This is a genomic window from Mesorhizobium sp. WSM4904 (genome assembly GCF_029674545.1).
In the GTDB taxonomy this organism is placed as follows: domain Bacteria; phylum Pseudomonadota; class Alphaproteobacteria; order Rhizobiales; family Rhizobiaceae; genus Mesorhizobium.
This window is the reverse complement of sequence record NZ_CP121354.1, coordinates 3,759,199-3,785,251: the sequence shown is the minus strand read 5'-3', so window position 1 is coordinate 3,785,251 and position 26,053 is coordinate 3,759,199. Positions and strand designations below refer to the sequence as shown.

Annotated in this window: 26 protein-coding genes; 12 read left to right on the top strand and 14 right to left on the bottom strand. The window is 63.8% G+C overall.

Going from position 1 to position 26,053, the window contains the following annotated elements:
• Positions 1-30: 30 nt before the first annotated feature.
• The 4 genes from QAZ47_RS18010 to QAZ47_RS17995 all read right to left on the bottom strand — a co-directional run bounded on the left by QAZ47_RS18010 (position 31) and on the right by QAZ47_RS17995 (position 5,128).
• Entirely contained in the window at positions 31-1,053 is a 1,023-nt protein-coding gene (locus QAZ47_RS18010) for an acyltransferase (RefSeq protein WP_278230256.1), read from the bottom strand.
• Positions 1,054-1,257: 204 nt separating this feature from the next.
• Positions 1,258-2,055 (bottom strand): xanthine dehydrogenase family protein subunit M, encoded by a 798-nt coding sequence (locus tag QAZ47_RS18005; protein WP_278230255.1) that lies wholly within the window; start codon positions 2,053-2,055, stop codon positions 1,258-1,260.
• Between the two features lie 116 nt (positions 2,056-2,171).
• Positions 2,172-4,520: a xanthine dehydrogenase family protein molybdopterin-binding subunit gene (locus QAZ47_RS18000; RefSeq protein ID WP_278230254.1), complete on the bottom strand. Its 2,349-nt coding sequence runs from the start codon at positions 4,518-4,520 to the stop codon at positions 2,172-2,174.
• A 107-nt stretch (positions 4,521-4,627) separates the two neighbouring features.
• Positions 4,628-5,128 carry a (2Fe-2S)-binding protein gene (locus tag QAZ47_RS17995; RefSeq protein WP_278202076.1) on the bottom strand — a complete coding sequence of 167 codons (501 nt, stop codon included), beginning with the start codon at positions 5,126-5,128 and terminating at the stop codon, positions 4,628-4,630.
• 387 nt (positions 5,129-5,515) lie between these two features.
• Here QAZ47_RS17995 and QAZ47_RS17990 point away from each other — a divergent pair, with 387 nt between their 5' ends.
• Entirely contained in the window at positions 5,516-6,580 is a 1,065-nt protein-coding gene (locus tag QAZ47_RS17990) for an FIST signal transduction protein (protein WP_278230253.1), read from the top strand.
• A 6-nt stretch (positions 6,581-6,586) separates the two neighbouring features.
• Positions 6,587-7,927 (top strand): hybrid sensor histidine kinase/response regulator, encoded by a 1,341-nt coding sequence (locus QAZ47_RS17985; RefSeq protein ID WP_278202074.1) that lies wholly within the window; start codon positions 6,587-6,589, stop codon positions 7,925-7,927.
• Between the two features lie 111 nt (positions 7,928-8,038).
• Here the strand turns inward: QAZ47_RS17985 and QAZ47_RS17980 are convergent, their stop codons facing one another.
• Positions 8,039-8,722, bottom strand: coding sequence for a response regulator transcription factor (locus tag QAZ47_RS17980; RefSeq protein WP_278202073.1), 684 nt, complete (start codon positions 8,720-8,722; stop codon positions 8,039-8,041).
• Between the two features lie 206 nt (positions 8,723-8,928).
• Here QAZ47_RS17980 and QAZ47_RS17975 point away from each other — a divergent pair, with 206 nt between their 5' ends.
• From QAZ47_RS17975 to QAZ47_RS17960, 4 genes are read left to right on the top strand one after another with little or no spacing between them, the layout of a single operon-like run.
• Positions 8,929-9,627: a fumarylacetoacetate hydrolase family protein gene (locus QAZ47_RS17975; protein ID WP_278202072.1), complete on the top strand. Its 699-nt coding sequence runs from the start codon at positions 8,929-8,931 to the stop codon at positions 9,625-9,627.
• Positions 9,628-9,631: 4 nt separating this feature from the next.
• A complete protein-coding gene (gene maiA / locus QAZ47_RS17970) occupies positions 9,632-10,282 on the top strand; it encodes a maleylacetoacetate isomerase (RefSeq protein WP_278202071.1) in 651 nt (216 codons plus the stop codon).
• The gene (locus QAZ47_RS17965) at positions 10,272-10,751 is read left to right on the top strand and encodes a DUF4262 domain-containing protein (RefSeq protein ID WP_278202070.1); all 480 of its coding nucleotides are present in this window, start codon (positions 10,272-10,274) and stop codon (positions 10,749-10,751) included. The genes maiA and QAZ47_RS17965 overlap by 11 nt, the downstream gene beginning before the upstream one ends.
• Before the next feature lie 55 nt (positions 10,752-10,806).
• The gene (locus QAZ47_RS17960) at positions 10,807-11,847 is read left to right on the top strand and encodes a zinc-dependent alcohol dehydrogenase family protein (RefSeq protein ID WP_278230252.1); all 1,041 of its coding nucleotides are present in this window, start codon (positions 10,807-10,809) and stop codon (positions 11,845-11,847) included.
• 16 nt (positions 11,848-11,863) lie between these two features.
• Here the strand turns inward: QAZ47_RS17960 and QAZ47_RS17955 are convergent, their stop codons facing one another.
• Positions 11,864-12,757 carry a DMT family transporter gene (locus QAZ47_RS17955; RefSeq protein ID WP_278230251.1) on the bottom strand — a complete coding sequence of 298 codons (894 nt, stop codon included), beginning with the start codon at positions 12,755-12,757 and terminating at the stop codon, positions 11,864-11,866.
• A 102-nt stretch (positions 12,758-12,859) separates the two neighbouring features.
• On the opposite strand from QAZ47_RS17955, the gene QAZ47_RS17950 reads away from it, so the two are divergent.
• Entirely contained in the window at positions 12,860-14,296 is a 1,437-nt protein-coding gene (locus tag QAZ47_RS17950) for a PLP-dependent aminotransferase family protein (RefSeq protein ID WP_278230250.1), read from the top strand.
• Positions 14,297-14,305: 9 nt separating this feature from the next.
• On the opposite strand, the gene QAZ47_RS17945 is transcribed toward QAZ47_RS17950, so the two are convergent.
• The 3 genes from QAZ47_RS17945 to QAZ47_RS17935 all read right to left on the bottom strand — a co-directional run bounded on the left by QAZ47_RS17945 (position 14,306) and on the right by QAZ47_RS17935 (position 16,795).
• Entirely contained in the window at positions 14,306-14,803 is a 498-nt protein-coding gene (locus tag QAZ47_RS17945) for a MaoC family dehydratase (protein ID WP_278230249.1), read from the bottom strand.
• Between the two features lie 199 nt (positions 14,804-15,002).
• Positions 15,003-15,431 (bottom strand): TIGR01841 family phasin, encoded by a 429-nt coding sequence (gene phaP / locus QAZ47_RS17940; protein WP_278202065.1) that lies wholly within the window; start codon positions 15,429-15,431, stop codon positions 15,003-15,005.
• A gap of 68 nt (positions 15,432-15,499) precedes the next feature.
• Positions 15,500-16,795 (bottom strand): DUF445 domain-containing protein, encoded by a 1,296-nt coding sequence (locus QAZ47_RS17935; protein WP_278230248.1) that lies wholly within the window; start codon positions 16,793-16,795, stop codon positions 15,500-15,502.
• Positions 16,796-17,007: 212 nt separating this feature from the next.
• Here QAZ47_RS17935 and rirA point away from each other — a divergent pair, with 212 nt between their 5' ends.
• Positions 17,008-17,469, top strand: a complete 462-nt coding sequence (gene rirA / locus QAZ47_RS17930; RefSeq protein ID WP_278072988.1) for an iron-responsive transcriptional regulator RirA — start codon at positions 17,008-17,010, stop codon at positions 17,467-17,469.
• Positions 17,470-17,584: 115 nt separating this feature from the next.
• Here rirA and QAZ47_RS17925 read toward each other — a convergent pair whose 3' ends face one another.
• Genes QAZ47_RS17925 through hemP form a run of 5 tightly spaced genes read right to left on the bottom strand, consistent with a single transcriptional unit; the run spans position 17,585 to position 21,712 of the window.
• A complete protein-coding gene (locus tag QAZ47_RS17925; RefSeq protein ID WP_278230247.1) occupies positions 17,585-18,373 on the bottom strand; it encodes a heme ABC transporter ATP-binding protein in 789 nt (262 codons plus the stop codon).
• A 7-nt stretch (positions 18,374-18,380) separates the two neighbouring features.
• Positions 18,381-19,481: an iron ABC transporter permease gene (locus QAZ47_RS17920; RefSeq protein ID WP_278230246.1), complete on the bottom strand. Its 1,101-nt coding sequence runs from the start codon at positions 19,479-19,481 to the stop codon at positions 18,381-18,383.
• A gap of 6 nt (positions 19,482-19,487) precedes the next feature.
• Positions 19,488-20,381, bottom strand: coding sequence for a hemin ABC transporter substrate-binding protein (locus QAZ47_RS17915; RefSeq protein WP_278230245.1), 894 nt, complete (start codon positions 20,379-20,381; stop codon positions 19,488-19,490).
• A gap of 11 nt (positions 20,382-20,392) precedes the next feature.
• A complete protein-coding gene (locus tag QAZ47_RS17910; protein WP_278233819.1) occupies positions 20,393-21,448 on the bottom strand; it encodes a hemin-degrading factor in 1,056 nt (351 codons plus the stop codon).
• Between the two features lie 57 nt (positions 21,449-21,505).
• Positions 21,506-21,712, bottom strand: coding sequence for a hemin uptake protein HemP (gene hemP / locus QAZ47_RS17905; protein WP_278230244.1), 207 nt, complete (start codon positions 21,710-21,712; stop codon positions 21,506-21,508).
• 199 nt (positions 21,713-21,911) lie between these two features.
• On the opposite strand from hemP, the gene QAZ47_RS17900 reads away from it, so the two are divergent.
• The 4 genes from QAZ47_RS17900 to QAZ47_RS17885 are packed head-to-tail and all read left to right on the top strand — an operon-like array spanning position 21,912 to position 26,036.
• A complete protein-coding gene (locus QAZ47_RS17900; RefSeq protein ID WP_278230243.1) occupies positions 21,912-24,101 on the top strand; it encodes a TonB-dependent hemoglobin/transferrin/lactoferrin family receptor in 2,190 nt (729 codons plus the stop codon).
• 6 nt (positions 24,102-24,107) lie between these two features.
• Positions 24,108-24,572 carry a hypothetical protein gene (locus QAZ47_RS17895; RefSeq protein ID WP_278230242.1) on the top strand — a complete coding sequence of 155 codons (465 nt, stop codon included), beginning with the start codon at positions 24,108-24,110 and terminating at the stop codon, positions 24,570-24,572.
• 2 nt (positions 24,573-24,574) lie between these two features.
• Positions 24,575-25,663, top strand: a complete 1,089-nt coding sequence (locus tag QAZ47_RS17890; RefSeq protein ID WP_278230241.1) for a TonB family protein — start codon at positions 24,575-24,577, stop codon at positions 25,661-25,663.
• 58 nt (positions 25,664-25,721) lie between these two features.
• Positions 25,722-26,036: an antibiotic biosynthesis monooxygenase gene (locus QAZ47_RS17885; protein ID WP_278230240.1), complete on the top strand. Its 315-nt coding sequence runs from the start codon at positions 25,722-25,724 to the stop codon at positions 26,034-26,036.
• Positions 26,037-26,053 lie beyond the last annotated feature (17 nt).

Here is a 26,053-nt window from a genome sequence, read left to right as displayed (position 1 = left end):
TCCCGATTTATCGGAATGGACGGGCTCTGCTCACCAGTTGCGGTTGAGCCAGCCGCGGGCGGGTTTTTCGACGATGTAGTAGCTTGCCAGCGCGCAGGCGAAGACCGCGGCCAGCATCGGGATCGGTGTGACGTCCCGATCGTAGACGAATTTGTAGAAGGGCTGCTGCCAGAGATAGAGCGAGTAGGACCACAGCCCCAGCATCACCATCGGCCGCGATGACAGCAATCCGGTCAGATAGCCACCGGCGAAGTCGAGCGTGTTGACGGCGAGCGCGAGCAACGGCACGCCCAGTAGATAATGCACGGGCGTCGACACCGGATCGAGGAACAGCAGGACCGCGCCCGCGGCCGCCGCCAGCGCCACATGCTGGTTCCTGAGGAATGCCGGCAGCCGTCCATCGGCCTTGAGCAGGCAGATCGCCGCCGAAAGCAGGATCGAGGCGATATGCACGTCGGTGCGCCAGTAGCTGGTCTCGTAGTCCATGCCGAGAAGCCAGTAGGAGATGGCGCCGTTGGCCATTGCCAGCAGCGACAATGCCACAAGCAGCCGTACGACAGTGGCGCGCCCTGCCACCACCACGCTGATCAGCGCCAGGATGACATAAGAATGCTCCTCGATGGCGAGCGACCAGATATGGTCGAGCGCGCCGGCGCGGTTAACGAGAATGCCGGCATAGTTGTAGGTGAAGGTCAGCGCCGTCAGCGCCGCCTTCCATTTGAAGGCGATGAAGGTGCCCGAAAGGCCGATCATGGCGGCAATCACGAACACCAGCAGTGCCGGATAGATGCGCGAGAACCGGCGCTTGAAGAATTTCTTCAGCGGAAAGCGCTCGATGAACAGGATCTCGCCCATCAGCCGGCCGCTGAGCACGAAGAAGAACTCGACGCCCAAGACACCGAGATTGATGCCGGGGACGGGAAAGAAATGGCCGATCAGCACCAGTGCGATCGACAGGCCGCGCCAGCCGTCGAGATAGGCCAGCCTTGTCCGTGCCGCTCTGTCGGCTGCGGCCCGTGGCAGGACACCGGCCGTCGCGGAGATGTCGGTCATACCCGTCCCTTCGCAACTCGAAGCCCCGGCACGGACAGCCGCGCCCGGAACCGCTCCGTTTCCCGCCGCATTTATTTTGCAATGCGGGATAATCTTGTGCAAGTGCGAAGACGTGAATTCTCAGGTAATTCCGGCCAACCAGTTGCGAATACACAGGAAAAAGGGCCGCTACGGCGGCCCTTCCTTTCGTTCAGGACGGAGTGTTCAGGCGTTGGCCGCGCTCACCGCGCGCTTCGCCATCACTGCGATCAGATTGGCGCGGTAGTCGGCGGAAGCATGGATGTCGCTCATCAAACCCTTGGCGGAGATTTTGACGCCATCGAGCGCTGAGGCGTCGAAATTCTTCGCCAGCGCCGCCTCGATTTCCTTGGAACGGAAGACGCCGTCGTCGCCGGCGCCGGTCACTGCTGCCCGCACGCCATCCTTGCCCTTGGTCACGAACACCCCGACGATCGCGTAGCGCGATGCCGGGTTGCGGAATTTCTGGTAGGCGGCCTTGGCGGGCGCAGTGAAGGTCACCGCCGTGATGATCTCGCCGTCCTTCAGCGCCGTTTCGAACAGGCCCTTGAAGAATTTGTCGGCGGCGATCTCGCGCTTGTTGGTGACGATGGTCGCTCCCAACGCCAGCAGCGCCGCCGGATAGTCGGCCGCCGGATCGTTGTTGGCGATCGAGCCGCCGATCGTGCCCTTGTAGCGTACCGCCGGATCGCCGATCAGCGAGGCCATATGCGCGAGCGCCGGGCAGGCCTTCTTCAGCTTCTCGTCGGCAGAGACCTCATAATGCGTCGTCGCAGCACCGATGGTGACCGTCTTGCCGGACACCTTGACGCCCTGCAGTTCCTTCAGCCTCGACACGTCGACAAGGTCGGAGGGCGCTGCAAGCCGCGTCTTCATGGCGGGGATCAGCGTCATGCCGCCGGAGAGCAGCTTGGCATCGCCGCTCTTCAACAGCTTGGCGGCGTCGGAGACCGAGGCGGCGCGATGGTAGTTGACTGAGTACATTTGTCTTCCTCCCTTCGGGAAAAAAGCGAATAGCGAGTAGCGAATAGCGAATAGGACCCATCCCTTCGCATCGCGCTTTTCCTCTATTCGCTACTCCCTATTCGCTATTCGCTCTTTCAGTGTTTCTTCGCGCGGATCGCCGACCACACGGTCGACGGCGACGCCGGCATGGCGATATCGACGACGCCGAGCGCGTCTGTGATGGCGTTGATTACCGCCGGCGGCGAGCCGATGGCGCCGGCCTCGCCGCAGCCTTTGACGCCGAGCGGATTGCCGGGACATGGCGTGTTCGAGGTCGAGACCTTGAACGACGGCAGGTCGTCGGCGCGCGGCATCGTGTAGTCCATGTAGCTTGCCGTCAAAAGCTGGCCGCTGGCGTCATAATGCGCTCCTTCGAGCAGCGCCTGGCCGACGCCCTGCGCGATACCGCCATGCACCTGCCCTTCGACGATCATCGGATTGATGATGTTGCCGAAGTCGTCGGCAGCGACGAACTGGACGATTTCCGTCAGGCCGGTTTCCGGATCGATCTCGACCTCGCAAATGTAGCAGCCGGCCGGGAAGGTGAAGTTGGACGGATCGTAGAAGGCCGTTTCCTTCAGGCCCGGCTCCATACCGGCAGGCAGGTTGTGGGCGGTGTAGGAAGCAAGCGCGACCTGGAACCAGGGTAGGCTCTTGTCGGTGCCGGCGACCTTGACCTCGCCATTCTCGATGACGATGTCGCCTTCATCCGCCTCGAGCAGATGCGCTGCGATCTTCTTGGCCTTGGCCTCGACCTTGTCGAGCGCCTTGGCGACGGCCGACATACCGACGGCGCCCGAGCGCGACCCGTAAGTGCCCATGCCCATCTGCACCTTGTCGGTGTCGCCATGGACGATCGAGACCGAATCGATCGGCACGCCGAAGCGCTGGTTGACCAGCTGCGCGAAGGTCGTCTCGTGGCCCTGGCCATGGCTGTGCGAGCCGGTCAGCACCTCGATCGTGCCGACCGCATTGACGCGCACTTCCGCCGATTCCCACAGACCGACGCCGGCGCCGAGCGAACCGACCGCCGCCGACGGCGCAAGGCCGCAAGCCTCGATGTAGCAGCTCATGCCGATGCCGCGCAGCTTGCCCTGCTTGGCGGCGTCCGCCTTGCGCTTGGCGAAGCCGGCATAGTCGGCAGCCTTCATCGCCGCGTCGAGAGAGGCGCCATAGTCGCCGGCGTCATAGTTCATGATCACCGGCGTCTGGTGCGGGAACGATGTGATGAAGTTCTTGCGCCTCAGTTCCGCCGGCGACACGCCAAGCTCGCGCGCGGCGGTCTCCATCATGCGCTCGAGGACATAGGTGGCCTCCGGCCGCCCTGCCCCGCGATAGGCGTCGACGGGTGCCGTGTTGGTGTAGACGGCGCGCACATTGGCGTGGATCGCCGGGATGTCGTACTGGCCCGACAGCAACGTGGCATAGAGGTAGGTCGGCACGCAGGACGAGAACAGCGACATGTAGGCGCCGAGATTGGCTATTGTGTCGACCTTGAGGCCGGTGATCCGGTTGTCCTTGTCGAAGGCCATCTCCACCGTCGAGACATGGTCGCGGCCATGCGCGTCGGAGAGGAAGCTTTCGGTGCGGTCGGCGACCCATTTGACTGGAACCCCGGTCTTCTTCGACGCCCAGAGACAGACGATCTCCTCCGGATAGATATAGATCTTGGAGCCGAAGCCGCCGCCGACGTCCGGCGCGATCACTCGAAGTTTGTTTTCTGGTGCGACATTGTAGAAGGCGCTCAGCACCAGCCGCGCGACATGCGGGTTCTGTGAGGTCGTCCAGCAGGTATAGTGGTCCTCGGCCTTGTCGTAGTGGCCCAGAGCCGCGCGTGGTTCCATTGCGTTCGGCACCAGCCGGTTATTGACGATCTTCATGCGCGTGACATGGGCGGCCGACTTGATTGCGGCGTCTGTTGCCTTGCCGTCGCCGAGTTCCCAGTCGAAGATGAGATTGTTCTCGGCCTCGGCATGGACCTGCGGCGCGCCCTTTTCGAGCGCCTTGGTCGCCTCGACCACCGCCTTCAGTTCCTTGTAAGTGATTTCGACCGCTTCCGCGGCGTCGCGCGCCTGGCCCTTGGTATCGGCGATGACGATCACGACGGCGTCGCCGACATAGCGCACCTTGTCGACCGCGAGCGGCGACCAGGCGCCCATCTTCATCGGCGTGCCGTCCTTGGAGTGGATCATCCAGCCACAGATGAGATTGCCGATCCCGTCGGCCTTGAGCTCCTTGCCGGTCAGAACGCCGACGACGCCCGGCATCGCCTGCGCGTTCTTCACGTTGATCTTCTTGATTTCGGCATGCGCGTGCGGGCTTCGCACGAACACGGCATGCTTCATGCCGGGAACCACCATGTCGTCGACATAGCGGCCGCCACCGGTGATGAACCTCTTGTCTTCCTTGCGCGCCACGCGGGCGCCGACACCTTCGATACCCATTAGAAATTCCTCCGGAATTTAGGGGAATAGGGCAGTAGGGGAGTAAGGGGGTAGGAAATAAGCGCCAAGTTGCTTACTCCCTTACTCCCCTATTCCCTTACTCCCTATCAAGCTGCCTGCCTGGCCTTGCCCTTGGACCCTTTCGCCATTGCTTGCGATGCGGCGAGGATCGCCTTGACGATGTTGTGGTAGCCGGTGCAGCGGCAGATATTGCCGTCGAGCTCGGCGCGCACCGTGGCCTCGTCGAGGCCTTGCGGGTGGCGGGCGATTATGTCTGTCGCCGCCATGATCATGCCCGGCGTGCAGAAGCCGCATTGCAGACCGTGGTGCTCCTTGAAGGCTGCCTGCACCGGGTGCAGGTCAGCGCCGTTTGCCAGTCCCTCGATCGTCACGACGCTCGAACCCGAGGCCTGCGCCGCGAGCATCGTGCAGGACTTCACAGCCTTGCCGTCGACAAGCACGACGCAGGCCCCGCATTGCGAGGTGTCGCAACCGACATGCGTCCCGGTGAGACCGAGATTCTCCCGCAAGAAATGAACCAGAAGCGTTCGGTCTTCGGCAACGCCGCTGACTCGCTTTCCGTTCACCGTCAACGATATGTCCGACATGAATCCTCCCTAGGTATTACCTTGGTAGTCCCGGCGCGGGTTATTGCCCGGCTGCCCCGGCTATCCGCTATTCCTATACCGTATAATGCACCGGAAGAAGTGCCCCCAAAGCGCCACGCTGCGAGAATGCAGTTCGTCCGAAACTCCGCATATTGTACTTTCGGTCACGCAGCACGAGGCCCGCCCATTGCCAAAATGACGGTTGAAGACAACAATGCCTTTCGACGCAAGCGCGCTGAACGCACACAAAAAAGCGTCGGAGGAAATGCAGGGAGGAAGTCGCTGGCCAGTTCACGGACGCGCTATGCTTGCGGCCTTTCGGCGCTCACCACGGATGAGCCCGACGCGAACGCTTTCGCCCGGATGGTCGCGACGGAGGCCGCAGCCATGGACGCCGGCTTTGCGTTGCTTTTCTTTTCCCAGAGCCTCGTCGATGCGGCCGGCCTGTCGGAAGCGCTCAAGACACATGCACCCTCGCTTGACTATGCCGGCTGCTCGACCGCCGGTGAAATCACCCCTCAGGGCCTCGAGGAAGGCCATGTCCTTGCACTGCTGCTTCCTACCGCGTCCTTTTCGACGGCAAGCATCATGGTCGACAACCTCTCTTCGTCGAGCATGGACCGGATTACCGGCGAGGTTGCCGAGCTGAGACGTTCGCTGCGCAACCGTGTCGGACCTGGGCGGGCCAAAGACACTTTCGCGCTCTGCTTTATCGACGGGCTGTCCTATGCCGAGGAAGCGGTGACCTCGGCCATCCACTGGGGGTTGGACGACATTCCGCTGATCGGCGGTTCGGCCGGCGATAACCTGAAATTCGAGACCACCAGTCTGATCTCGAACGGCAAGGTCGCTTCCGACAGCGCCATCGTCGTGCTGATCGCGACCGAGATTCCCTTCCACGTCTTCAAGACCGACAATTTCATTCCCACCGACGAGAAGCTGGTGGTCACTCAATCTGATCCCGACCACCGCATCGTGCGCGAATTCAACGCCACCAACGCTGCGGAGGAATATGCCGCCTCCGTCGGCATCGTGCCGCAGATGCTGACACCCTTAAGCTTTGCCTCGCACCCCGTCGTGGTGAAGGTGGGCGGCGAATATTACTGCCGCTCGATCCAGCGGATGCATGCCGACGGCTCGCTGTCCTTCTTCTGCGCCATCGACGACGGCGTCGTTCTATCCATCGCCCAGCCCAAGAACATGGTCGAAGCGACTCGCGCCGCCTTGCTGGATGTCGAGCGCAAGCTCGGCGGTATCGACATGGTGCTTGGCTTCGACTGCGTGCTGCGCCGGCTCGACGCGCGCAACCGCCAGGTCTTCCGCGATATTTCCGAGCTCTACCGGACCAACAACGTCATCGGCTTCGGCACCTATGGCGAGCAATACCGCTCGATGCATCTCAACCAGACCTTCACCGGCATCGCCTTCGGTGAGCGTCGGGCGGCCGAGTGAACCGCCATGCCGCTTCGCGATATCGACGACCTCGAGAAGCTGAAGAAGATCAACGCCGCTCTCGTCAGCCGCGTCGAACGTTCGATGGACCAGCAGGTCAACGCCTTCTCTTTGTTCCAGACCGCGATCTCGCTGGAGAACCAGGTGCGCACCCGCACCGAGGAGTTGCATACGACGCTGCGCCGGCTCGAGCGGTCGAACATCGAGCTCAGCGCGGCAAAGGAAAATGCCGAGCTGGCGAATCTTTCCAAGACCAGGTTCCTCGCCGCCGCCAGCCACGACGTGCTGCAACCGCTCAACGCCGCGCACCTGTCGGTCTCGGCGCTCGCCGAAGTGCAGACCAGTGCGGAAGGCAAGAAACTGGTGCGGCAGGTCGAGCGCTCGCTGGAGACGATGGAAGACCTGCTGCGCACGCTGCTCGACATCTCCAAGCTCGACGCCGGCGTGGTCCAGCCGGAAATCGTCGACGTCAGCCTGGAGGCGCTGTTTTCCTCGCTGCGCTCGGATTTCCTGCCTGAGGCGCAGAACAAGGGCCTGTCGCTGAAATTCCGGCCGGTCAATGTCGTCGTGCGTTCCGACCGTACGTTGCTGCGCCGTATCCTGCAAAACATCCTCTCTAACGCGCTGCGCTACACCCGCTCCGGCGGCGTGCTGGTCGGCACCAGGCATCGCGGTGACATCATCCGCATCGACGTCGCCGACACCGGCTGCGGCATTCCCGACGACCAGCGCGAGGCGGTGTTCGAGGAGTTCCATCGCGGCATCTCGACCCTGACCGAGGCAGGACTTGCGGGCGGGCTGGGCCTCGGCCTGGCGATCGTGCGCCGCATGGCGGCCGCACTCGGCCACCCCGTCACCTTCTCCTCAAAGGTCGGGCGCGGCACGATCTTCCACATCGACGTGCCGGTCGGCATGAGCGCCGCAGCCGAGCCGGCCGCAGGCGCCGCCGACATGGAGCGGCCGCGCGGCTACGGCCTGTTCGGCACCAAGGTGCTGCTGGTCGAGAACGACACCGACGTGCTGAGCGCCATGACCTCGCTGCTCGAGCGCTGGCAGTGCCTGGTACGTGCCGCTACCTCGACGGACGACGCTCTCGACCTGATCGGCGATACCGACTGGGTGCCCGACATCGTCATCGCCGACCAGCATCTTGACGGTGGCGATCTCGGCACCGCAACCATCGCCGAAGTGCGCGACTATCTCGGTCGCCCCGTGCCGGCGCTGATCGTCACGGCAGACGGCTCGGAGCTCGTCGCCAAGGCCGCCCGCGCCGCCGGCATCGAGCTCATGCGCAAACCTCTGAAGCCCGCGCAGCTGCGCGCGCTGTTGGCGCATCTGCTGGCTTAGAGCAATTCCAGGAAAAGTGTGTAACGGTTTTCCGTCCGGAATTGCGTCAAAACAAAGAGATAGAGCGGTTCGCCGTTTCCGTGAAACGGTGAACCGCTATAGAAACTACGCTCAAAACCCGGTCTGATCCCTGAACAGCTCCGCATTGTCCAGCTTCGATACCTCGATCACCGCCTGCGTGCGGCTGTAGACGTTGAGCTTGCGCAGGATTTCCGAGACGTGCGCCTTGACCGTGGTCTCGCCCACCTGCAGCTCATAGGCGATCTGCTTGTTGAGCATGCCCTGGCGCAGCATTTGCAAAACCCTCAGTTGCTGCGGCGTCAGCGTCGCCAGCCGCTGTACCATGTCGGCGCGGTCGGTGCTGTCGGCGTCCGGCGACTGGCCTTCGTAATTTTCCGGCACATAGACCGCGCCGTCCATCACCGAGCGGATGGCGGCGGCGAGATCGCTTTTCCTTGCCGATTTCGGGATGAAACCCGCGGCGCCGTAGGAAAGCGCCTCGGAGATGATCTTGGGTTCCTCATAGCCCGAAACGATCACCACCGGCAGGCGCGGATAACGGGTCCTGAGCTGCAGCAGTCCTTCGAAGCCGTGCACGTCGGGCATGCTCAAGTCGAGAAGCGCCAAGTCGAATGGCTTTGCGTCGGCGAGAAGATCGATCGCTTCGGCGATCGAGCGCGCCTCGACAGTGTCGACATCCGGATACGCCATCTGCACGGCGCTATGCAGCGCCTCGCGAAACAGCGGATGGTCGTCAATGATCAGGAAGCGGGCGCGCTCGTTGACGGCGGTCATTGCACAAGTTCGGGCATTGGTTCGGTTTTGTCGGGCACAGGATAGTCCCGTGACCATGGTCAGCTTATTGGCAAATAGTATATCGCCCAACTACACGGCATTGTCACTGAAACGACAGGGCCAATGTGTTCGAGGTCATAGAGCCTTGCCCGCCCGTCGAAATCGGCCGAAGGTGCGGACGATTCATGCCAACACAGAGGCAGCCCGTGCCAGAATTCGTCCTTCCACCGCCAGCGATTGCTTCGGTTGCCGTCGCCGGCTCGGCGGAGCGGTTTGCCGTGCGCCGCATCTTCTGCGTCGGCCGCAACTACGCGGCGCATGCGCGCGAGCTCGGCAATGACGAGCGCGACCCGCCCTTCTTCTTCACCAAGCCGGCCGACGCGGTGGTCGACAGCGGCGCCGAGATCCCCTACCCGCCTTTGACCGCCAATCTCCACCACGAGATCGAGCTGGTCGTGGCGATCGGCAGGGCTGGGTTTCGTATTGCCCGCGCCGAGGCGCTTGCCCATGTCTGGGGTTACGGCGTCGGCGTCGACTTGACCCGCCGCGACCTGCAGGACCAGGCGAAGAAGGCGGCCCGCCCCTGGGACTGGTCGAAGGCCTTCGACCAGTCCGCGCCCTGCGGTCCCCTGCTTCCGGTGGCGAAGTCGGGCCATCCCGAAAAGGGCCGCATCTGGCTCGCTGTCAACGGTGACGTGAAACAGGACGGCGACCTGGCCGAGTTGATCTGGCCGGTCGCCGATGTCGTCTCGATCTGCAGCGAGGCGGTCGAGCTTCGGCCAGGCGACCTGATCTTCACCGGCACGCCGGCCGGCGTCGGCGAGGTTCGGGCGGGCGACAGGATCACCGGCGGCGTCGACGGCATAGGCGCCATAGAGGTGGCCATCGGCCAGCCGAGACCCTGATCCGATGAGCGATCTCGTCCTTCATAACTACTACCGCTCCTCCACCTCCTACAGGGTGCGGATCGCGCTGGAGATGAAAGGGCTGAGCTACACCTATGTGCCGCACCATCTGCGCCATGGCGAACATCTCGAGCCCGCTTATCTCGCGGTCAACCCGCAGGGCCTGGTGCCGGCGCTGGTGCTGGACGACGGCACACTGTTGACCCAGTCGCTGGCGATCATCGAATATCTCGACGAGACGGTGCCGGAGCCGCCGCTGCTGCCCAAGGATGCGCTGGGGCGCGCCCGCGTCAGGATGCTGGCGCAGATGATTGCCTGCGACATCCATCCGGTGAACAATCTGCGTGTGCTGACCTCGCTGCGCAGCTTGTTCGGCGCCGGCGACGACGACGTCGTCAATTGGTTCCGGCACTGGGTGAACGAAGGCTTCCAGCCGCTTGAAAAGCTGCTGGCTTCGTCGCCTGAGACCGGCACATTCTGCCATGGCGAGACACCGGGGCTCGCCGACATCTGCCTTGCCGCCCAGGTCACCAACAACGCCCGCTTCGGCATCGACATGGCGCCCTACCCGGAGATCTCGCGCATCCACGCCGCCTGCATGGCGCTTCCCGCCTTCCAGAAGGCGGCACCGCAGAACCAGATCGATGCCGAATAGAGAAGCCAAGGATGCAGACGAGGCAAAGGCGCTCGCCGACATTGAGGCGTATGGCTGCCACATCTTGTATGTCTTGGCAGAAGACGAGCATCCGCCGTTCGCCTATTCGGTCGGCATAGAGCACAATTTCAAGGTTCCCGAATTGGTCATTATCGGGCTGAAACCAGAGCTTTCCCAAAGCATCATCAACGAATATTGCCGGCGGGTGCGAAACGGCGAAAAGTTCGGCATCGGACAGCGAGCGTCAGGTTTCCTGGGCGGCGGCTTTGACTGTCAGTTCGGCTCCGTTCATCCGGACCAATATCCCGAACATTTCGGTTGGGACATCTGGTTCTACGACGGTGCGGATTTCCGCGTCATGCAACTCGTGTATCCGAATACCTCGGGCATATGGCCCTGGGACGCCGAAGCCGACGAGTGGTTTCGCAAGCGGCAGCCACTTCTCGACCAACCACCATCGCCAACTTAGCTTCGGACACCTCACCCGTACTGTCTTTTGAACTGAAACATATGAAAGCACTCCCATGAAAGCTGTCGTCTTCGAAAAATTCGGCGAGGCGCCGACGATCCAGACCGTTCCCGACCCGAAGCCGGCGGCCGATGGCGTCGTCATCAAGGTCGAGGCGACAGGCCTTTGCCGCAGCGACTGGCATGGCTGGATGGGCCATGACAGCGACATCACCCTGCCCCATGTTCCGGGACATGAGCTGGCGGGCGTCGTCGTTGCTGCCGGCAAGCAGGTGAGCCGCTGGAAGGCAGGCGACCGCGTCACCGTGCCGTTCGCCGTCGGCTGCGGCCGCTGCTTCGAATGCACATCGGGCAATCACCAGGTCTGCGAGCATCAGACCCAGCCTGGCTTCACCGGCTGGGGCTCGTTCGCCGAATATGTCGGCATAGAGCATGCCGACACCAATCTGGTGCGCCTTCCCGACGAGATGGAATTCGCCACCGCCGCCAGCCTCGGCTGCCGTTTCGTCACCTCTTTCCGCGCCATCGTCGACCAGGGCCGGGTGACGCCGGGCGAATGGGTTGCGGTGCATGGCTGCGGCGGCGTCGGTCTCTCGGCCATCATGATCGCCAGCGCCATGGGCGCCAACGTCATCGCCATCGACCTCACCGACGAGAAGCTGGACTTCGCCCAAAAAATCGGCGCGGTGGCGACGATCAATGCCTCGACGACGCCGAACGTGGTCAAGGCGGTCAAGCAGATCACCAATGGTGGCGCGCATATGTCGATGGACGCGCTCGGCCACCCGACGACATGCTTCAACTCGATCGCCAATTTGCGCCGGCGCGGCCGCCATGTTCAGGTCGGGCTGATGCTGGGCGAGCATTCCCGCCCGCAGGTGCCGATGGACAAGGTGATCGCCTTCGAGCTCGAAATCCTCGGCAGCCACGGCATGCAGGCCTACCGCTATTCCGCGATGATGGAGATGATCCGCACCGGCAAGCTGAAACCCGAATTGCTGGTGGGCAAAAGGATCAGCCTCGAGGAGGCGCCGGCTGCTCTGATGGCGATGGGCGGCTTCGAGGGCATCGGCATCGGTGTGGTGACGAAGTTTTGAACAGGAAGCAACGCCCTCATCGCTCGGCTGCGCGCAATGGCGGACCCGGCTTTGCAAACTTCTTCGCCCCGAACACGCACACCACCACTCCAAGCGTGACGACCACCATCAATGGGCTGACCCGCTCATGCAGCAGCGTTGCCGCCAGCGCCAGGCCGAAGAAGGGTTGCAAGAGCTGCAACTGCCCGACGGCGGCGATGCCGCCCTGCGCCAGGCCGCGATACCAGAACACGAAGCCGATCAGCATGCTGAACAGCGAGACGTAAGCGAGACCGATCCACGCGCCGGAGCCAACGCTGGCGAAGGACGGCGGCAGCGTCGCAAGACTCAGCGCCAGCATGACCGGCAGCGACAGCGCTAGCGCCCAGCAGATCACCTGCCAGCCGCCGAGCTTGCGCGATAGCGCCGCGCCCTCGGCGTAGCCCAGCCCGCAGGCGATGATGGCGGCAAGCATCAAGCCGTCGCCGACCGGTGACGCGGTCACGCCTTGCGACAAGGCAAAACCCGCGACGAGCGCGCTGCCCAGGCATGAAAACAACCAGAAGGCCGGGCGCGGACGGTCGCCGCCGCGCAGCACGCCGAAGATCGCGGTCGCCAGCGGCAGCAGGCCGACGAAGATAATGGAATGCGCAGCGGTGACGTGCTTCAACGCCAGCGCGGTCAGCAAGGGAAAGCCGACCACGACGCCCAGCGCGACGACTACGAGCGAAACCAGATCGCCTCGCGCCGGTCGCTTCTCGCGGAACAGGAACAGCATCGCGATCCCGAGCAGGCCGGCGATCGCGGCGCGGGCCGATGTCAGGAAGGTCGGGTCGAAATCCACCACCGCCACGCGCGTCGCCGGCAGCGAGCCGCTGAAGATCAGCACGCCGATGAAGCCGTTGAGCCAGCCGTTGAAACTCTTGTCCATCATCCGCTCCGTTTGCGCTTCCGTACTGGTGCGGCACATGGCATTGCCAGAGACAATGGGGTACAATTCCACAAAACTGTAATGGTCCGCGGGGAAGTACAGATGGACGTATCCGGCCCAAATGCCAGTGGCGCCACTCTCGTCGAAACCGTCATGGCGGTGATCCGCCAGCGGATCGCGGCGCGCACGCTGACACCGGGAGCCCGCCTGCCGTCGATACGGGCCATGGCCAAATCCATGCAGGTTTCGAAGTCGACTGTGGTCGAAGCCTATGAGCGCCTCGCGGCGGAAGGCACGATCCGTTCGCGCCCGGGCTCCGGTTTCTATGCCGCCGGCCAGCTTGCGCCATTGTCGCTGGCCGAGATCGGCCCTCGGCTTGACCGCGCCGTCGACCCACTCTGGGTTTCCAGGCAATCGCTGGAAGCAGGTGAGATGCTGAAACCTGGCTGCGGCTGGCTGCCGGCGTCCTGGATGCCGCAGGCCGCCTTGCGCCGGGCTCTGCGCACCGCCGCCCGCGCGGACGACGTGGCGCTTGCCGATTACGGCACGCCGCTCGGCCTGCCGCCTTTACGCCAATTGCTGGCAAGGCGCATGGCCGGTCACGGCATCGAGGTTTCGCCCGACCAAATCATGTTAACCGATTGTGGCACCCAGGCGATCGATCTTCTGTGTCGCTTCCTGATCGAGCCCGGCGATGCGGTCCTGGTCGACGATCCCTGCTATTTCAACTTTCACGCGCTGTTGCGCGCCCACCAGGCCAAGGTCGTCGGCGTGCCTTACACACCTTCGGGACCGGACATCGAACTCTTCGCCGAGGCGCTCGCCGAGCACCGGCCACGCCTCTACATCACCAATTCCGGCATCCACAACCCGACGGGCGCGATCCTGTCGCCGGTCACCGCGCATCGGCTCCTGAAGCTTGCCGACCAGGCGGACCTCACCATCGTCGAGGACGATATTTTCGCCGACTTCGAGCATAGCCCTGCCCCAAGGCTCGCGGCCTTCGACGGGTTGCAGCGCGTCGTCCAGATCGGTTCCTTCTCCAAGACGCTGTCGGCCTCGGTGCGCTGCGGCTTCATCGCAGCGCCACCCGACTGGATGGAAGGCCTGACCGATCTCAAGATCGCCACGACATTCGGCGGTGCGCGGCTGTCCGCCGAACTGGTGCTGACCCTGTTGAAGGACGGCAGCTACCGCAAGCACGTCGATCAATTGCGCACCCGCCTGTCGCGCGCCATGGCCGAGGCCGCCGGCCGGCTGAAGGCGATGGGCATCGTACCCTGGATCGACCAGCCTGCCGGCATGTTCCTCTGGTGCCGCCTCCCCGACGATATCGACGCCGCCGATGTCGCGCGCCATGCGCTTTCGGCCAATGTCGTGCTGGCGCCCGGCAACGCCTTCAGCCTGTCGCACACCGCCGGCCGCTTCATGCGCTTCAACGTTGCCCAGTGCGGGGATGAGCACATCTTCAGGGTGCTTGAGAGCGCAATGGCGGCGTCCCGCGGCAAAGCGCATCACAGGCGGGCATCACCTGAATAGCTGCAGACGTTATGCGCCTGCCCGTTTGCGGCGCTCATACATCATCACCAGCGTCTCGGCGGTCAGCGCCGGCTTCTGCTCGCCTTCGATCTCGACGGTGTTCGCGGCCTTCATCAGATACTGGCCGGGACCGCGGTCCTCCATGGAAAGCAGCGTCGTGCGCAGCCTGATGCGCGCGCCGGACTTCACCGGCGCCAGGAAACGCACCTTGTCGAAGCCATAGTTGAAGGCGGCCTGGGTGTTTTCCGGCACGATGCCCATCTCGAGCGCCAATGCTCCGATGATCGACAGCGTCAGATAGCCATGCCCGATCGTGGTGCGGAACGGGCTCTGTCGTTTCGCACGCTCCGGATCGACATGGATCCACTGATGGTCGCCCGTGCATTCGGCGAACTGGTCGATGCGCTGCTGGTCGACCGTCGTCCAGTCCGACACGCCGATCTCCTGGCCGGCCATTGTCCGCAACTGTTCGAAGGTCGGCGGCGTTCTCGGCCGATTTTCCGTCATTCCTGCTTTCCTGGTGGCTTCTGCCAGTCTCCCGACCATGAACCGGCGGCTCCTGTCAATTCGCGGCGCGGCGATTTCACGCCTAGACGCGATTTCGCTCCTGGAGTTGACGGTTTTACGGCTGGCAGGAAACGCGCAGCCCCGCGCTCCGGTTGTTCAACGCACGAACCCGATTCGGAAATACTGGAAACCGGATGGCTCACTTGCCGTCGTAGCCTGCCCGGATTTCCGCCATCGCGTCCTTGATCCTGTCGCGCAGGATTTCGATCGATTCGGTGCCGGACTTCCGGACCAGGTCGGCGACCTCGCCGGCATTCTTCAGCGTTGTCTCGAAGGATTTCCTGGCGAAATCCACCTGCTTTGTCATCAATTGCTGCGGATTGCCCGGGGCCTGGTAGCTCTGTGCCATCCGGGTGATTTCGCTGAGCGCTTCCTGCACCATTTCGTGCTGCCTCGACAGAACGGACGACGCGCCGGCGGCACTTGCCCTGGCCGACTTCTCCAGAGCCTCGAGATTCTTGCGGTGATGATCGAGGATCGCCTGAACGTCGACCTTGGGCAGCTTCAGGTCGCGGCCGAACCTGCTGAAGATGTCGAGGAAAGAGTCGGATTCCGGTCGTCTTGCCATATCGTCGCCTCCCGATCTGCCGCCTTTTGCGGCGCCCGCTAGGGAGAATAGTGCGCGCCCGGCCCGCGTCAATTGAGGAGAAACAGCCGCTCGGCCGTATAGAGCACCAAACCGGCCAGGCCGCCGATCACCATGCCGTTGAAGCGGATATATTGCAGGTCCCTGCCGATGTTCATCTCGATCAGGCGCGTCAACTGGGCCAGGTCCCAGCGCTTGACCTGGTCGGCGATGAATTTCGATACGCCCCTCTTCTGGCTTTCGACGAAGGAGGCGAGCGCGACGACGAAGCCCTGGTTCATGTCGGCCCTGATCTGCGCATCGTCGGCCAGATGCCGGCCGACCTCGACGAACATGTTGGCAAGATGCTCGCGGATCATCGAATTGGGCGCCTTGGCGTCCTGCTCGATGAACAGGCGCATGCTTGCCCACGTGTCGCCGGCCAGCGCCCTGACTTCCGGACGGCCAAGGAAATCGCGCTTCAGCTTCTCGGCGCGTCTTGCATATTGCTTCGACGTCCGTAGCTGCTCGATGAACCCGAGCGCGAAACGGTCGAATTCGCCGCGCATCGGATGATCGGGATCGGCCCGCACCTCCTCCAGCAGCGACCCGGCCGAAGCGACGATCTTCTTCAGGAGATAGGCGTCGGCACGAAACAGGTTGAACAGCGACGGCAGTTCCTCGCGGATCTTCTCGCGCATCGTCGCCAGGGCCTTCTCGTCGTTCAGGAAACGCCCGACAACCCTGGTGAACTCGTCGAACAGCTTCTGATGACGACGGTCGTCGGTGAGCGCCGACAACAGGTCGGCGGCAAGCGGCGCCAGCGGCACCTTCTCGATCTGCTCCAGCATGCGGCTGGTGACGAAGTCGCGCAGCCCGGACTGTTCCACCGCGGCAAGTGTCTGCGGCACCAGCCGGGCGACGAACCGCGACAAGTCGGCGGCGCGTTCGGCATCGGCCAGCCAGTCGGCGACGAGAGCTGCAAAGTCGACCTCGGAGAGCTTTTCCCGCACCGGCTCCGGCGCGAGGAAATTGGCCTCGATGAAACGGCCGAGATTGTCGGCTATGCGGTGCTGGTTTTCCGGGATGATGGCGGTATGCGGGATCGGCAGGCCGAGCGGCCGCCTGAACAGCGCGACGACCGCATACCAATCAGCGAGCCCGCCTATGATCGCCGCCTCGGCAAAGGCGGCGACGAAGCCGAGCCAGGGATGATTGCCCTGGAAAGACTTGGCGAGTGAGAAGACGAGGACACACAAAGCGAGCGCGGTCGCGGCGATGATCTTGGTCCGCCGCAATGCCGAGAGCTTTGCCTGCGCATCGGCGTCGAATCGAACCGGCGCGAGGGCCGGAGCTGATCGTGACATGGAAAGGCCGTTTCCTATTTTGCACCCGGACTTATCTAGTGCCTGCGCCGGCGAAACGCCCGCTCAAAGCGTATGAGGCATATCGGGCCGGCCATGCGCACCGGCATGCACAAAAAGTTGACACGATTATTCAGCTATGTGGCGGTCCAGTCTGGAATTGTTCCAAACTATGGGCCATATTCGGCTCAAGCTAATATTTTCGCGAGGATACCATGCGGCTCACGCGCCAGACCAACTATGCGATGCGCATACTGATGTACTGCGCTGCGAACACCGACAGGCTGAGCCGTATCCCCGAGATCGCCGCCGCCTACTCGGTTTCGGAGCTGTTCCTGTTCAAGATCCTGCAGCCGCTGGTCGAAGCAGGCTTGGTCGAGACCGTGCGCGGCAGGAACGGCGGCGTGAGGCTCGGCCGCCCGGCCGAGCAGATCAGCCTGTTCGATGTGGTGCGCGTCACGGAAGAGAGCTTCGCCATGGCCGAATGCTTCGAGAACGACGCCGCCGAATGCCCGCTGGTTGACAGCTGCGCGTTGAATTCGGCGCTGCGCGAGGCGCTCAACGCCTTCTTCGCCGTGCTCTCCCGCTACACGATCGCCGACCTCGTCGCGGCTCGCCCGAACGTGCGCCACCTGCTTGGCATCGACCTGTTGGAGCAGCGCGCTCCGGCGGCGTAATCGAACCCTGGGCTCGGTTTTCGAGGGCGCCGCCGCCCACGGCTTCCCGGGCGCGCCGCCGTCCATGACTTGGTCATTCACAGGCGGAGCGAGGAGCGCAGCGACGCAGCTACGCCTAAGCCGCCGATTGCGGCAGCACGAACGGCACGCTTGCCGAAGGCAGCACGCCGACCTTGAGGCGGCAGTCGAAGACCTTTTCGATCAATTCGTCGTTGAGCACGTCTTTCGGCGAACCGGCAGCCGCCACTTGGCCGCGATGCAGCACTGAGATGCGGTCGGCATACATTGCCGTCAGGTTGAGGTCGTGCAGGATCGCCACCACGCCGCCGCCTCGCCGGGCGAAATCGCGCGCGATGTCCATGATGATGAGCTGGTGCTTGACGTCGAGGCTGGAAACCGGCTCGTCGAGAAAGAGATAGCGCGGCCTGCCCTCCAGCACCGGCGTCCAGACCTGGCACAGCACGCGCGCAAGCTGCACACGCTGCTGCTCGCCTCCGGAAAGTTCCTGGTAGAAGCGCCCGGCAAAACCGTCGAGATCGACACGCGCCAGCGCTCGCTCAGGCAGGCGCGCATCCTCGCCGGGAAGCACGCCCGAACGGCCTCCGATCATGCCGAGGCGAACGATCTCACGCACAGTGAACGGAAAGGACAGACTGGTCGACTGCGGCAGCACGGCGCGCTGCGTCGCCGCCTCGACCGGTTTCATGGTCGATAGATCGCGGCCGTTGAGCGTGACCGTGCCGGTATAGGCGATCTCGCCCGTCAGTGCCTTGAGGAGCGTCGTCTTGCCCGAGCCGTTCGGTCCGACGATTGTCGTCACCTCGCCCGGCGGCGCCGTGAAATCGACATGGGATACGATGCGCTTGTTGCCGATCGCCACCGAGATGTCGCGTGCATCGATCATGGACAGCTCACAAATCGACGATGCCGCGCCTGCGCAGCAGTATCCACAGGAAGAACGGCGCACCGGTCACTGCCGTGACGATGCCGATCGGCAGCTCGGCCGGAGCGACGATCGTGCGGGCGACCGCGTCGGCGAGCAGCAGCAGCGAGGCGCCGAGCAAGGCCGAGGCCGGCAAAAGGTAGCGGTTGTCGGGACCGATCGCCAGACGCAAGAGATGCGGCACGACGATGCCGATGAAGCCGATGCCGCCGCTGACGGCAACCGACGCGCCGACCGCCGCCGAAACCCCGACGATGGCCGTGTATTTCAGCCGCTGCACCGGGATGCCGAGATGGCCGGCGGTTGCCTCGCCGAGCGCCAGCGCGTTGAGGCCCCGCGACAGGAGCGGCATCGCGGACAGTGCCAGTACGATTACCGGGCCGACGGTGCCGATCTTCGGCCATGTCGCGCCGGCAAGCGAGCCGAGTTGCCAGAAGGTCAGGTCGCGCAACTGCCGGTCGTCGGCCATGAAGATCAGGATGCCGGTGAGCGCCATGGCAAGGGCGGCGATGGCGAGGCCCGCGAGCAGCATCGTGGCAACCGATGTCCGGCCCTGACGCGTCGCGATGGCGTAAAGCAACAATGTCACCGCCAAGCCACCGAAGAAAGCCGCCAGCGGCAAGGCGAGCGAGCCGAGAGCGAGCGTGACAGGTGCGAGCCAGGTCCTGCCGAGCACGATGATCGCTACCGCGCCAAGGCTCGATCCGGCAGAGACGCCGATCAGGCCGGGATCGGCAAGCGGATTGCGGAACAGGCCCTGCATTACCGCGCCGGAAACGGCGAGAGCGGCGCCGACCAGCACGCCAAGCAGGACGCGCGGCATGCGAATGTCGAAGACGATCAACTGATCGCGGGCGGCGAGCGCCGCATCGACTGGCACGGCTCCCGTGAGCCAGTCACGAATGACTCGGACGGCGGACGCGTCCGAAGCGCCCGAGATCAGCGAGAGGAACACGGACAGCGCAAGCGCAAGCGACAAAAGCAGGATGACGACCCTTGCCCGTGCCGATCGGTCGCCGGCGGATGCCATCGCCCCACCTGCCGGACCGGCAATCGACTGTTCGGCCATGGCCGCTCAGTCCGTGACCTGGCTGCCGTAGAGCGAGACGGCGAGATCGTGGATGGCTTCGGCCGTGCGCGGCCCGAAACCCAGCAGATAGCCGCCGTCCATACCGATCACCTTGCGGGCGGCGCCTGCGGGCGTCGAGGCGATCGACGGATTGGCAAACAGCTCGTCCTCCGAGATTGGCGGCCCGGCGTTCTTCATCGTCAGGATCACATCCGGCCTGGCGGTGACGATCGCCTCGTCCGACATCTGCTTGTAGCCGGAGAAGCCGTCGACCGCGTTGACCGCGCCGGCGAGCTTGATGATGCCGTCGCCGGCGGTGTCGCTGCCGGCGGCCAGGATCTTGCCACCCTGCGTCGACAGCACGAACAGGATGCGCTTGCGCTCCTTGATCGAAGCCGTCTGCTTCTCTGCCGACTTCAGCTTCGCATCCATCTCGGTCGCCAGTTTCTCGGCCTTGGCGTCGACGCCCAGCGCCTTGCCGATGATGCGGATCTTTTCGAGGATGCCTTCACGGCTGTAGCGCTCGGGCACCTCGATGAAGGGCACGCTCGACTTTTTCAGCACATCGACCGCTTCCTTCGGGCCGCTGCCATGCAGCGCCAGGATTCCGCTTGGATTGACCGAGAGCACGCCCTCCGGCGACAGCGCACGCATGTAGCCGACATTGGGCAGCTTGAGCGCGGCCTGCGGGAAAGAGCTGGTTGAATCGCGGGCGACGAGATGGCCTTCCTCGCCAAGCGCGTAGACGATCTCGGTGATCGAGCCGCCGATCGAAGCGATCCGCGACGTATCCGAGAAGACGGCCGTGTTTTCACCGGCTCCGGCAGGCAGAGCGGTGAAAGCAAGCAGCACGCCAAACATCAGCGCAAGCGCCGAGCGGAAACGGAAGACAACACACATCGGGCCTTGCCTCATGCAGCGGTCGGGCTGGGAATGCGGCGCAGGTTCTCGGCGAGGAAGCGCCAGTCTTCCCGCTCGCCCTCGCCTTCGTGGCGCTTGCCGAAGAACTGGATGATCATGCCGCCCTTGGCGTCATAGGCTTCGAGCGAGGTGACATGGCCGTCCTTGGTTGGCTTGCGCACCGCCCAGACTTCTTGGATGTGATCGGTCCTGAGATGCAGGTGGAAGGTCTCGTCCAGCACGTTGATCCACGGCCCCATCGGCTTGACCGACTTGATCGGTCCGGAATGGATCTGGATGCAGCCGCGGTTTCCGACGAAGCACATGATCGGCATCTCGTCTTCGGCGGCGTGGTGGAACATGGCGCCGACGGCATCGTTGTCGAGCAGCCAGGCATAGTCCTGGCCGACCATGCGCACCGCCTCGCGGCGGCTGAGCTTCAGCGTCTTCAGCATGCCGAAGAACTGATGCACGTCGGTCATCCGGCTCCAGCGGTCGCGCAGGTCGTCGATCGTCGCAACCGAGCCTTCCACTTCGCCTTCCGGCGCTCTTGGGGTGATTGTGACGCTTGGTTCTTGGTTCGACGCTTCGAGGTCCGCCACCAGCTTCTGGTAGGCGTAGAGGTTCGACGCTGGCCGCAGATGCACCTTGTGCACCGCCTCGCCGGCCGCATCGAAGAACTGCAGGCTGCGGCGGATCTCGCCGCCGTCGCGCTTTTCGACGGCAAAACCGTGTACCCACATCTTCGGGAAGATGCGCAGGTCGATGTTCTCGCCAAGCACCATGGCATTGTGGTTGCCGGTGACGATCTTGTCATAGACGCCGATCTTCTCGTGCACGGCGCTCTCGTTGCGGGTCAGCGCCATCACCTCGCCGACCGCTTCGAGGCCGGTCAGCAGATCGTTGACGCGCGGCTCGACGCGCACGGCGCCTTGGCCGCAATGCGCCGAGACCAGCTCGGCTTCCGAAATGCCGAGTTGGGCCGCAAGATCACGCTCTCGCAGCTTCGGATTGTCTTCCCGCGCCCGCCGGATCTCGTCCGGCGACGGCTTCACGCGCTGGTCCATGTCGTCCACCTGCCCACTTCCTGTCTGCTCTGTTTGGCGGCCGCCCGCTGGCCGCGCTTACTTGTTGAGGATCAGCTTGCCCTGGCGGGTGATCTTGAGGCGGTAGAGCGCGCCGTGATGCTCGATGCCGATCTCGTGCTCGCCCTGGAACAGTGTGTTGCTGGAGAGCGTGCGCACCGCCATCGGCACGCGCTCGAATCGCGTTGGCGTGTCGTCTGAACGGCGGACGCGATAGCGGAAGTCGTTGGGATTGTACGTGTTCATCTCGTTCGGTCCTTTCCTGTGCCGGCCACCTGGCAGGCGCCTCGTAAAATGCCGATTCAATTCTTGACTCGAATAATCATGTTTACTAGTCGTGCATTACTGGACTAAATGAGTCAACATTTAAGACGCCGGATGTGATCAAAAATGCGAGCGAGCCCCGCGCCAGCCAGCATCGAGCCTGAAAATTTGGAGCTGGGACATGGGGTTGGTGAATTGGGGACGGCCGACAGATCGGTCGATGGCGAAGGGAATGGCGGCGCTGCTTGCCGGCGCTGCGGCAATCGCGCTCGGCATGCCGGCGGCCAAAGCGCAACAGGCCACGCAGCCGGCGGCTGACCAGCAGACGGATCAAGCAAAGAAGACTGACGAGAAGCCTGCAGGCGATTCGACCCTGCTCGACAAGATTCTGGTCATCAGCCGCACTGGCGAAACGGCGATCCAGTCGCTGGCATCGGCCAGCCATGTCGATAGGGAACAGCTCGACCGCCGCATGGCGACGACGCCGAACGAAATGCTGCTCGGCGTTCCGGGAGTCGCCGTCCAGGCCGACGCGCGGCGCGTCAGCTCCAGCATCAACATCCGCGGCCTGCAGGATTTCGGCCGCGTCGCGGTGATCGTCGACGGCGCCAGGCAGGACTTCCAGCGCTCCGACCACGGCACGCAGTCGACCTTCTATGTCGATCCCGAGCTCATCAAATCGGTCGACGTGATCCGCGGCCCGGTCGCCAACACCTATGGCTCCGGCGCCATCGGCGGCGTCGTCTTCTTCGACACCAAGGATGCCGAGGATTTCCTCAAGCCGGAGGAAAGCTGGGCCGCCTCCGTTACCGGCCGCTATGAAAGCAACGGCAAGGGCTGGACCACCAGCGCCAGCGGCGCCTACCGCTTCAACGAGAACTGGGATGTTCTGGGCAACATCGTCTATCGCGACTACGGCGACTACAAGAATGGCGGCGGCGACACCGTGGCCGGCACCGGCTTCGATGTGCTGAGCGGTCTGCTCAAGACCACCATTCGTCCGAGCGAAAACAGTGAGCTGAAACTCGGCTGGGTCGGCTCGAGCGACGGCTGGACGGAGACCAGCAGCGGCGTTCCCGCCAACGATGTCGACCTCAAGTCGAACACCTTCACCGCCCGCTACAACATCACCGACGATGCCAAGAGCTGGCTCGATCTCCACATCAACGCCTCCTACAACAAGACCAACCTCGATCTGACGACGCTCGTTCCGCAGAACCGGTTCGACCCCAGCACGGGTCTGCCCGTGGTGCTGCCCGCCGGCTCGCTGTCGACCTTCGATGTCGGGACGACCGGCATCGACATCTGGAATACGTCGCGCTTCGAGACCGCCGGCATCGCGCATGAGCTGACCTATGGCGGCGACTGGGTCGGCGATGACGTCGAGACCGGCGGCACGGCCGGTGGCGACAGCTTCTACACGCCGTCGGGCAAGCGCAACGTCTCCGGCGCCTACATCCAGGACAAGCTGACCTGGGAATGGCTCGAGATCATCGCCGGCCTGCGCTACGACAATTACAGCCTGAAGGACTCCGACCACGAGACATCGGGTGACAGGCTGTCGCCGCGCATCACCGTCGGCGTCTCGCCTTTCGAAAGCGCTGCCCTCGCGGGCCTGCAGTTCTATGGCACCTACGCGGAAGGCTACCGGTCACCCTCACTGACGGAGACGCTGATCAGTGGCAATCACCCCGCCGGCGTCACCTTCCCGTTCCTGCCCAACCCCAATCTCAAGCCGGAAACGGGCAAGACCGTCGAGTTCGGTGTCAACTACAAGCAGAACGATATTCTCGAGGCCGGCGATGCGCTGCGGCTCAAGGCCGCCTACTTCAACAGCAATGTCGAGGACTATATCGACGGCGTCACGCTCTCGGCCTTCGATCCGACCAGCGGCTGCCCGTTCGGCCCGGGCATCCCGATCTGCTTCCAGTACCAGAATTTTGCCAAGGCCAAGATCAACGGCTTCGAGCTGGAAAGCGTCTACGACGCCGGCTGGGGCTTTGCCGGCCTCTCGGCCTCGATCATCAACGGCCACACCATCTCTTATGAAGGCGAGCGGGCCGACCTCGCCAGCATCCCTTCTTCGCAGGTGACGGCGCAGCTCGGTCTCCGTTTCCTCGAAGACAAGCTCATCGTCGGCGGCGAAGTGCAGTACAACGGCAAGCCCAGGGGCAATCCGGTGGCCAAGGACTATACGCTGGTCAATGCCTTCGCGAGCTACCAGGCGACCGACAATCTCAAGGTCGACTTCCGTGCCGACAATCTGTTCGACGTCAAATACACCAACCCGCTCAACGGAAGCACGACCGCGGTTCTCTACGAACCCGGCGTCACCCTGAAGCTGGCGGCAACCATGCGCTTCGGAGGCTGACCGGACATGCCACGCTCAACGACATCGCTTCGTCTCTTGACCTCGGCGCTGGCGGTGTCGCTCGGCCCGGCGCCGGCGTGGGCCCAGTCCACGCCGGCACCGGCCTCGGTTCAGGCCCCAGTTCCGACATTGAACCTGGAGCTCAACGCCGCGCAGCCCTCCGACAAGGGCTGCCGGCTGGCCTTCGTCGTCAACAACGCGCTCGGCGCCGACCTCTCGAAGGCGGCTTTCGAGATCGCGCTGTTCAACGAGGTCGGCGTTGTCGATCGCCTCACCGTGCTCGACTTCAAGGATCTGCCGGCCGGCAAGACGAAGGTCACCCGCTTCGACCTCGCCGGCGCCGATTGCGGAAAGATCGGCCGCGTGCTGATCAACAGCGCGACGGAATGCGTCGGCACCGGCGTCGATCCAGCGGCTTGCATGCGCGGTCTGAAAACCTCGACCAAGACCGGCATCGCATTTGGTGTATAGAGATGGGACTGCATCTGGCCCTCCCGCAGGACACCATGGCATGGCCCGCTCCCGGCACGCTGCCATGGGCGGCAACCGATCTTGATTTGACAACTCCCTATCGCGCGCGGCAGGTCTCGGCGCCAGATATGCAGGACATCGATCACCTCTCCGACGCAGGCAGCGAATTGGCGGTCACGCCGGCCGAGCAGCTTGTGCAGCCGCGGCAAACGGCCGGGCCGCGCAAATGGCCAGTGGCCATCGTCGCCTCCGGCCTGCTCCATGGCGCCGTGGCGGCGGCGTTTCTGATCGCGCCCGCCGGAACATTCGACTCTCAAGACGCGATCCAGGCCGAGGGCACCGACCAGTCAGGCGCCAACGCCCAGGGCAGCGCCTTGAATGACGCCGCGTCCGGCGCGGTGGATGTAACCTTGGTGCCGGATCCGCAACCGGTGAAACCGCGGGCCGTAGAGCCGACTCCGCCAGCCGAAGCGCCGCAACCGGCAAGCGAACCGGTGACGTCTCAGCCCAAGCCAGAAGCCGTCAAAGAGCCAACCCCCACGCCGGATATCCTGGCGACCGCCGCGCCGCGCCAGGCCGATCAGAGTGTTCCCAAGGACAGCGATCCGACAGCCGCGATCGAACCTCGAAGCGCCGAAGCGCGCCCCGCCGAGCCCGAGCAACCGCCGGCCCCGGCCGTAGCGCGAGCCGGATCGGCAGGGTCAGGCCAACCCGTTGAAACGCGCGGCGCGGAAACAGCGGATGGCGATGCGCGCGATGCGCCGGTCATCGCCAGCAGGGGCAAGGTAAAGGCCGCCGCCGGCAACGCCCTGGAATCCCGCTACAGTGGCGAAATTCAAAAGAAGCTTGCCCGCGCCAACCGTCGCGTTTCGAAATCGGTCCAGGCCAAGGCTCGCAACAATGCCAGGGTGGTCTTCATCGTCGGGGCCGACGGCAGCATCAGCGACTTGCAGCTCGCCGAAAGCTCAGGGTCTGCCGAGCTCGATGAATTCGCCCTGACGCTGGTGCGCAAGCAGGCCCCCTTCCCTCCCATTCCACCCGAGACCGGAAGGTCAAGTTGGCTGTTCAAAGCGCGGATCGGGCCCTTTTAGGCCCACCGCTGAAGCCGTCTTAACCCGTCAGGATTCATCCATTTCGAAAGGAATACCAATGTACATCGCCATGAACCGCTTCAAGGTCCAGAACGGCTCGGAAGAAGTCTTCGAGGACGTCTGGAAGAACCGCGACTCCAGCCTCTCCGACATGAAAGGTTTTCGGGAATTCCACCTGCTGCGCGGTCCGGTCAACGAGACCGAAGGCTACACGCTGTTCGCCTCGCACACGGTCTGGGCGAGCCAGGATGACTTTGTCGCCTGGACGAAGTCGGAGAATTTTCGCGCCGCCCACCGCAACGCCGGCACCTCGAAGGTGCACTATCTCGGCCATCCTCAATTCGAGGGTTTTTCGGTCGTCGAAGGCGCCTGACCGCCGCTGTCGCGGGG

What these genes read in the sequence shown, in the direction of transcription:
- QAZ47_RS18010 (WP_278230256.1), bottom strand. Translation starts at nt 1,053, where the DNA reads ATGACCGACATCTCCGCGACGGCCGGTGTCCTGCCACGGGCCGCAGCC.
- QAZ47_RS18005 (WP_278230255.1), bottom strand. Translation starts at nt 2,055, where the DNA reads ATGTACTCAGTCAACTACCATCGCGCCGCCTCGGTCTCCGACGCCGCC.
- QAZ47_RS18000 (WP_278230254.1), bottom strand. Translation starts at nt 4,520, where the DNA reads ATGGGTATCGAAGGTGTCGGCGCCCGCGTGGCGCGCAAGGAAGACAAG.
- QAZ47_RS17995 (WP_278202076.1), bottom strand. Translation starts at nt 5,128, where the DNA reads ATGTCGGACATATCGTTGACGGTGAACGGAAAGCGAGTCAGCGGCGTT.
- QAZ47_RS17990 (WP_278230253.1), top strand. Translation starts at nt 5,516, where the DNA reads ATGGACGCCGGCTTTGCGTTGCTTTTCTTTTCCCAGAGCCTCGTCGAT.
- QAZ47_RS17985 (WP_278202074.1), top strand. Translation starts at nt 6,587, where the DNA reads ATGCCGCTTCGCGATATCGACGACCTCGAGAAGCTGAAGAAGATCAAC.
- QAZ47_RS17980 (WP_278202073.1), bottom strand. Translation starts at nt 8,722, where the DNA reads ATGACCGCCGTCAACGAGCGCGCCCGCTTCCTGATCATTGACGACCAT.
- maiA (WP_278202071.1), top strand. Translation starts at nt 9,632, where the DNA reads ATGAGCGATCTCGTCCTTCATAACTACTACCGCTCCTCCACCTCCTAC.
- QAZ47_RS17965 (WP_278202070.1), top strand. Translation starts at nt 10,272, where the DNA reads ATGCCGAATAGAGAAGCCAAGGATGCAGACGAGGCAAAGGCGCTCGCC.
- QAZ47_RS17960 (WP_278230252.1), top strand. Translation starts at nt 10,807, where the DNA reads ATGAAAGCTGTCGTCTTCGAAAAATTCGGCGAGGCGCCGACGATCCAG.
- QAZ47_RS17955 (WP_278230251.1), bottom strand. Translation starts at nt 12,757, where the DNA reads ATGGACAAGAGTTTCAACGGCTGGCTCAACGGCTTCATCGGCGTGCTG.
- QAZ47_RS17950 (WP_278230250.1), top strand. Translation starts at nt 12,860, where the DNA reads ATGGACGTATCCGGCCCAAATGCCAGTGGCGCCACTCTCGTCGAAACC.
- QAZ47_RS17945 (WP_278230249.1), bottom strand. Translation starts at nt 14,803, where the DNA reads ATGACGGAAAATCGGCCGAGAACGCCGCCGACCTTCGAACAGTTGCGG.
- phaP (WP_278202065.1), bottom strand. Translation starts at nt 15,431, where the DNA reads ATGGCAAGACGACCGGAATCCGACTCTTTCCTCGACATCTTCAGCAGG.
- QAZ47_RS17935 (WP_278230248.1), bottom strand. Translation starts at nt 16,795, where the DNA reads ATGTCACGATCAGCTCCGGCCCTCGCGCCGGTTCGATTCGACGCCGAT.
- rirA (WP_278072988.1), top strand. Translation starts at nt 17,008, where the DNA reads ATGCGGCTCACGCGCCAGACCAACTATGCGATGCGCATACTGATGTAC.
- QAZ47_RS17925 (WP_278230247.1), bottom strand. Translation starts at nt 18,373, where the DNA reads ATGATCGATGCACGCGACATCTCGGTGGCGATCGGCAACAAGCGCATC.
- QAZ47_RS17920 (WP_278230246.1), bottom strand. Translation starts at nt 19,481, where the DNA reads ATGGCCGAACAGTCGATTGCCGGTCCGGCAGGTGGGGCGATGGCATCC.
- QAZ47_RS17915 (WP_278230245.1), bottom strand. Translation starts at nt 20,381, where the DNA reads ATGTGTGTTGTCTTCCGTTTCCGCTCGGCGCTTGCGCTGATGTTTGGC.
- QAZ47_RS17910 (WP_278233819.1), bottom strand. Translation starts at nt 21,448, where the DNA reads ATGGACCAGCGCGTGAAGCCGTCGCCGGACGAGATCCGGCGGGCGCGG.
- hemP (WP_278230244.1), bottom strand. Translation starts at nt 21,712, where the DNA reads ATGAACACGTACAATCCCAACGACTTCCGCTATCGCGTCCGCCGTTCA.
- QAZ47_RS17900 (WP_278230243.1), top strand. Translation starts at nt 21,912, where the DNA reads ATGGGGTTGGTGAATTGGGGACGGCCGACAGATCGGTCGATGGCGAAG.
- QAZ47_RS17895 (WP_278230242.1), top strand. Translation starts at nt 24,108, where the DNA reads ATGCCACGCTCAACGACATCGCTTCGTCTCTTGACCTCGGCGCTGGCG.
- QAZ47_RS17890 (WP_278230241.1), top strand. Translation starts at nt 24,575, where the DNA reads ATGGGACTGCATCTGGCCCTCCCGCAGGACACCATGGCATGGCCCGCT.
- QAZ47_RS17885 (WP_278230240.1), top strand. Translation starts at nt 25,722, where the DNA reads ATGTACATCGCCATGAACCGCTTCAAGGTCCAGAACGGCTCGGAAGAA.